1 protein-coding gene is annotated in these 1,057 nt (G+C 61.7%); it reads right to left on the reverse strand.

Annotation, left to right across the window (positions count from 1 at the left end; translation table 11 throughout):
• Positions 1 to 255: 255 nt before the first annotated feature.
• Positions 256 to 1,057, reverse strand: an 802-nt coding sequence (locus tag AUR66_RS18475; RefSeq protein ID WP_197409874.1) for an LEA type 2 family protein, incomplete at its 5' end; no start/stop codon positions are given.

Raw genomic sequence — 1,057 nt, forward strand, 5'->3', positions numbered from 1 at the left:
TCTCGGTCAGCGCCGAGCCGATGGCTTCCTGGAGGTCGGCAGCGGCGTCGCGGGACAGTTCACAGGTCTGGCCGCCGATAGTGAGGACGATGGTTTCGTCGTCGCTCTCGACGGTCACAGGGTTCTCATCACGGGAGAAGAACTCGATCAGGAGCGTGGGTACTCCGCGTCATACACAGTGCTATCGTGGCCCCAAATAAAGAGTTGTCGGCTGAGACAGAAACCACCGACGGTTCGTCGGTGACGGCCGACGAATTACAACAATCCGTCGTCAGTCGTCGTTCCACCCGAGGCTGTGGTCGTCGGTGTTGGTGAGGGAGTCGGAGTTGGGGTCGGTGTCGGCGTGGGTGTCGGTGTCGGCGTGGATGTCGGCGTTGGACTCGCAGTCGCCGTTTCAGTGGTCGAACCAGAGTCGGTAGTCGTCGTGTCACGCTGCTCGGTCGTCGTCTCTCGAGACTGCGTCGTGGTCGATTCACCCGAGGAGTCGGTCTGGGACGACGAGTCCGCCGACGTGCTGGTGCCAGACTCGGCCTTGGTGCCGAAGATGTCCGTCTCGAACGTCTTCTCGTAGGTTAGCGGGTCGAGCGGGACAGTAAACGTCGTCCCGGCCGCGTCGAGTTTCGCGTAGAAGTCGATGCGGAGGTCCGTGGTCTGATTCCGTTCGAGGTGCGTCACCCACCACTCGTCGAGGTTCTCGTTTTCGATGTACGTCGTGGCTTCGATAGTCTTGGTGGACTCCGCCGGGATGACGTACCCGGACTCCGTCGTTCCCTCGCCCACGTCTACGTCGTTCATCGAGATATTGTACCCCAGTTCCGAGACGGCGACGGGGTACGGTTTGGGGTTGTGGACGACGAACGTGAGTTCGAGCGCCGTGCGGTCTTCGGTCGCTTCGCCCCACTCCGCGCTCGTCTCGTTGATGTACAACACCGGGTCTGAGACGACTGCCGAGTCGGCGTTCACTTCGCGCGTCTCCGTGGAGTTGAACGCCGACAGCAGGTCGGTATCGATATCTCGGGTAATCTCCGGTGCCTCGAACGTGCGCCCGAGTGTCTCG

It is taken from the genome of Haloferax profundi (assembly GCF_001469865.1).
GTDB classification, from domain to species: domain Archaea; phylum Halobacteriota; class Halobacteria; order Halobacteriales; family Haloferacaceae; genus Haloferax; species Haloferax profundi.